The sequence below is a fragment of the Streptomyces ossamyceticus genome (assembly GCF_001418475.1).
In the GTDB taxonomy this organism is placed as follows: domain Bacteria; phylum Actinomycetota; class Actinomycetes; order Streptomycetales; family Streptomycetaceae; genus Streptomyces; species Streptomyces ossamyceticus.
This window is the reverse complement of the sequence record NZ_LIQX01000057.1, coordinates 1-4,429: the sequence shown is the minus strand read 5'-3', so window position 1 is coordinate 4,429 and position 4,429 is coordinate 1. Positions and strand designations below refer to the sequence as shown.

Genomic DNA, 4,429 nt, shown 5'->3' with positions numbered 1-4,429 from the left:
CTCCCGAGCCGAGCCCCGCACCAGGCCTCAGGACCGCTCGGCGGTGTCCCGTTCCTCCGCCGGCAGGACCTCGTGTGCCGCCCCGGGCAGGGACGTGGCGTCCGACGGCGCACCGCCGTCCGCCGTGGCGGCGGCGAGGGCCGGCTGCCCGGCCGCCGACTTCCGCAGCCGCCCCGTCACCCACAGGGCGACCGGCTCGGTGAAGCGGGCGGTGAGCGGGCCCGCGATGACCAGGATCAGGACGTACGCGGTGGCCAGCGGCCCGAGGGACGGCTCGATGCCGGCGGTGACGGCGAGCCCGGCGATGACGATGGAGAACTCGCCGCGCGCGACCAGCGTGCCGCCCGCCCGCCAGCGGCCCTTCGCGGAGATCCCGGCCCGACGGGCCGCCCAGTACCCGGTGGCGATCTTCGTCAGCGCGGTGACGACGGCCAGCACGAGCGCGGGCAGCAGCACCGGCGGGATGCTCGCCGGATCGGTGTGGAGGCCGAAGAAGACGAAGAACACCGCGGCGAACAGATCCCGCAGGGGCGCCAGCAGACTGTGCGCCCCCTCGGCGACCTCACCGGACAGCGCGATGCCGACGAGGAACGCGCCGACCGCCGCCGACACCTGGAGCTGCTGCGCGAGCCCGGCGATGACGAGCGTCAGCCCCAGCACGACCAGCAGCAGCTTCTCGGGGTCGTCGCTGGAGACGAAGCGGGAGATGTGGCGCCCGTACCGCACCGCGATCAGCAGGACCAGCCCGGCCGTGCCCAGGGCGATGGCGAGGGTCGCGCTGCCTGCCGCGAGCCCCACCCCGGCGAGCAGGGCGGTGACGATCGGCAGATAGACGGCCATGGAGAGGTCCTCGAGGACCAGGATGCTCAGGATGACCGGCGTCTCGCGGTTGCCGAGCCGCCCCAGGTCGCCGAGGACCTTCGCGATGACACCGGAGGAGGAGATCCAGGTGACACCGGCGAGCACGACGGCGGCGACCGGGCCCCAGCCCAGCAGCAACGCCATCGCCGCGCCGGGCAGCGCGTTCAGCGCGCCGTCCACGAGACCGGCCGGGTACTGGGTCTTGAGGTTGGAGACGAGATCGCTGGCGGTGTACTCCAGGCCGAGCATCAGCAGCAGCAGGATCACGCCGATCTCGGCGCCGATCGCCACGAACTCCTCGCTCGTGCCGAGCGGCAGCAGCCCGCCCTCCCCGAAGGCGAGCCCGGCCAGCAGATACAGGGGGATGGGCGAGAGCCGGAACCGGGCGGCGAACCGCCCGAGCAGCCCCAGTCCGAGGATGATCGCGCCGAACTCGACGAGGAAGACGGCGGAGGAGTGCCCGGTGGACTCGGCGGCGAGCCGCACGGGCGAGGCGAGATGCGGGGGAGCCTGGGCGGCGAGGGACGCGGAGAGCTGAGCGGAGAGGTGCATGGGCCGCTCACTCCCGGCCGAGTATCGCGGCGGCCGCCTCCACACCCTCACGGGTGCCGATCACGATGAGGGTGTCCCCGCCGGCCAGCCGGAAGTCCGGCGCCGGTGACGGAATCGCCTCCGCCCGCCGCAGTACGGCCACGATCGACGCGCCCGTGTCGGTCCGCATCCGGGTGTCCCCGAGGACCCGTCCGTTCCAGTACGACGTCGAGGCCAGCTCGATCCGTTCGGCGACCAGGCCCAGTTCGGTGGTGGACAGCAGGTTGGGGCTGTGGTGGTCCGGCATCAACGCGTCCACGAGGGCGGTCGCCTCGCCCCCCGTCAGCCGTACAGACAACGCGCACGCGTCGGGATCGTCCTCCCGGTACGCGCTGAACGTCCGTGACCCGTCCCGGTGCGCCACGACGGAAAGCCGCCGGTGCTCACGGGTGTTGAGGTCGTACCGCACACCGATCCCCGGCAACGGCGTACTGCTGAGGCGCGGAGCACCCACGGCTGGCCCCCTGTCTGGTTCGGACATGTCTTCGGAAACCCGATGGGTGCCACCCTAACGAGGTCCGAGAACGACCTGACCGAGGCGAGGTTGAGCCCCCGGTGGGACAATCCCCGTCCGGCCCCTCCGGCGTTGACGCCGGTGACCTGCCCAGTACCCCCTGGCGGCGGTCATGCGGACCGCGGCCGTCGGGCGGCGGCCCGCTCGACAGCCGCCGCCGTGCCCGCTCCGGCCGAGGCTCCGTCCGGGCAGCGGGGGAAGGACCGAAAGGAAGCGCAGGCATGATCCAGTGGGTGTCCCTGGGCACCGGCCCCCGCCCCGTACCTCAGCCCGTCTCCACACCGCTGGTGTGGGCCACGGCGTTCGCCGGCGCGATGGCGCTGGTCGCCGTCCTCAACGCCCTGGTCGGCACGGACCGCCCCGGCCTGGCCCTGACCGCGCTCTCCCTGCTGTCCGCGCTGCTCGGCGTCCACGCCCGCTTCACCGCCGCCCCCGGCACGGCCGCCCTGTGCTGGCTCTTCCTCAACGGCTTCGCCATACCCCCGGCCGGCGTCCTCAGCTGGACCAACCCCCGCGACACGTTCTGGCTGGTCTGCCTCCTCACGGCGGCCCTCACCGGCACGACCCTGGCCCGCCTCCTCCAGGCCCGAGCGGCCTACCGCCGCCTCACCACCCGTGTCCTGCCCCGCACCCAGGAGCCGGGGGACTGGCCGGGGGACGTGTGAGCCGCGGCCGGCAGCCGAGCCCTGCGACCGCCGGGGCTCAGCGGCGGTAGGCGGTGGCGGCGACGGCGGGCAGGACGGCGAGCGCGAGGACACCGCCGGTGAGGGCGAGGACGGGGTAGCCGGAGGCGGCGACGACGAGCCCCGAGCTGATGCCGCCGGTGGCGCCGGCGACGGCGATGGAGACGTCGACCATGCCCTGGGTCCTGGCGCGGGTGGCGAGCGGCACGGCGTCGGTGATGATCGCGGTGCCCGACACGAGGCCGAAGTTCCAGCCGAGGCCCAGCAGCGCCAGGGCCAGCGCGAGGAGCGCGACGGAGTCGCCGGGCGCGGTGGCGGCGAGCACACCGGAGGCGAGCAGGGTGAGGCCGGAGGCGGCGGCGATCCGCAGCCGGCCGAAGCGGTCGACGAGCCATCCCGTCAGCGGCGAGGGCAGATACATCGCGGCGATGTGGACGGCGATCACGACACCGGAGGCGGCGGTGCCGTGACCGTGGTCGTGCAGATGCACCGGCGTCATCGTCATGATCGCGACCATGACGAGCTGGGTGAGGATCATGATCAGCGCCCCCAGGACCACGCCACCGCGCCCGTCGCGGTCGGTGGTGACCGCGGTGGCCCCGCCGGCGGTGGCGTCCTCCGGCCCGGCGTCGGCGAGGGCACGGGCCGTGAGCAGCGGATCGGGCCGCAGCCGGACGGCCAGGACGAGCGCGGCGAGCGCGTACGCGGCGCCGGACAGCAGGAACGGGCCGGCCAGCCCGGGGACGCCGAGCTTCTCGGCGAAGGTGCCGGTGGGGGCGGCGAGGTTGGGTCCGGCGACGCCCCCGAGGGTGGTGGCGACCAGCACGGTGGACACGGCCCGGGCGCGGTGGTCGCGGGGCGCGAGGTCGGCTCCGGCGTAGCGGGCCTGGAGGTTGGTGGCGGTTCCGGCACCGTAGACGAACAGGGCGACGAACAGCAGGACGGGGCTGTCCAGGACGGCGGCGACGATGACCCCGAGGCTGCCGACGGCTCCCGTGAGATAGCCGGCGGCCAGTCCGGGCCGGCGCCCGTGGCGCTGGGAGACCCGGCCGACGACGACGGCGGTCAACGCGGACCCCGCGGTGAACAGCGCACTCGGCAACCCGGCGAGACCGGTGGCACCGAGCATGTCCTGGGCGAGCAGTGCCCCCACGGTGACACCGGCGGCGAGCCCGGCCCCGGAAAGAACCTGGGAGGCGACCAACACCCGCAACACACGGCGCTGCACGACGGCGGCGTCGGGCAGAACGCCGGTCGTGTGAGGTGACGCGGTCCTGTTCATGCCTCTTCCATGCCTCTTCAAAGACTCCGGTGGATCAGCCAACCGCCCAGACCGAGTAACACCGGGGAGCCCACGAACCATAGGGCCATCCCGGTCCGCCACAGCCGGCCGTCACTGACCTTGCGGCTCAGGATGCCCAGCACCGGAAGCCCGATGACGATCACGAGTACGCCGACGAAGAGGCCCACCCTGCCGCCCCCCGTCGGTCGCTGGTCGTAGAAGCGTAGGACGTCACGCGATTCCTGACCCCTCCGCGTACGCGATCCAAGTCAGCGTGGTCAGCGTGGCTGAGACGGAGAATGAGACGGACAAACGTCGAAGGGCCCCACCGTGAACGGTGGGGCCCTTCGACATCGTGCCCGGTGAGGCACTGGCGGAGGATACGAGATTCGAACTCGTGAGGGGTTGCCCCCAACACGCTTTCCAAGCGTGCGCCCTAGGCCTCTAGGCGAATCCTCCGCCGTCATGTAATGTTTCCGGCGGAGGATTCGCCTAGAG

General features: G+C 73.1%; 5 protein-coding genes and 1 tRNA gene. 1 reads left to right on the top strand and 5 read right to left on the bottom strand.

From position 1 onward, the window contains the following. Positions 1-27: 27 nt before the first annotated feature. Complete coding sequence (locus AOK15_RS05380; protein ID WP_055513309.1) at positions 28-1,413, bottom strand: cation:proton antiporter; 1,386 nt, start codon at positions 1,411-1,413, stop codon at positions 28-30. A 7-nt stretch (positions 1,414-1,420) separates the two neighbouring features. After that, complete coding sequence (locus AOK15_RS05375; RefSeq protein WP_466802271.1) at positions 1,421-1,906, bottom strand: cation:proton antiporter regulatory subunit; 486 nt, start codon at positions 1,904-1,906, stop codon at positions 1,421-1,423. 281 nt (positions 1,907-2,187) lie between these two features. Between AOK15_RS05375 and AOK15_RS05370 the strand changes: the two genes are divergently transcribed. After that, positions 2,188-2,631: a hypothetical protein gene (locus tag AOK15_RS05370; protein ID WP_055513306.1), complete on the top strand. Its 444-nt coding sequence runs from the start codon at positions 2,188-2,190 to the stop codon at positions 2,629-2,631. 37 nt (positions 2,632-2,668) lie between these two features. Here the strand turns inward: AOK15_RS05370 and AOK15_RS05365 are convergent, their stop codons facing one another. The 3 genes from AOK15_RS05365 to AOK15_RS05360 all read right to left on the bottom strand — a co-directional run bounded on the left by AOK15_RS05365 (position 2,669) and on the right by AOK15_RS05360 (position 4,390). After that, entirely contained in the window at positions 2,669-3,931 is a 1,263-nt protein-coding gene (locus tag AOK15_RS05365; RefSeq protein WP_055513304.1) for an MFS transporter, read from the bottom strand. A gap of 17 nt (positions 3,932-3,948) precedes the next feature. Continuing rightward, a complete protein-coding gene (locus tag AOK15_RS44840; protein ID WP_157870160.1) occupies positions 3,949-4,119 on the bottom strand; it encodes a hypothetical protein in 171 nt (56 codons plus the stop codon). Between the two features lie 183 nt (positions 4,120-4,302). Continuing rightward, positions 4,303-4,390, bottom strand: a tRNA-Ser gene (locus tag AOK15_RS05360). Between the last annotated feature and the right edge of the window lie 39 nt (positions 4,391-4,429).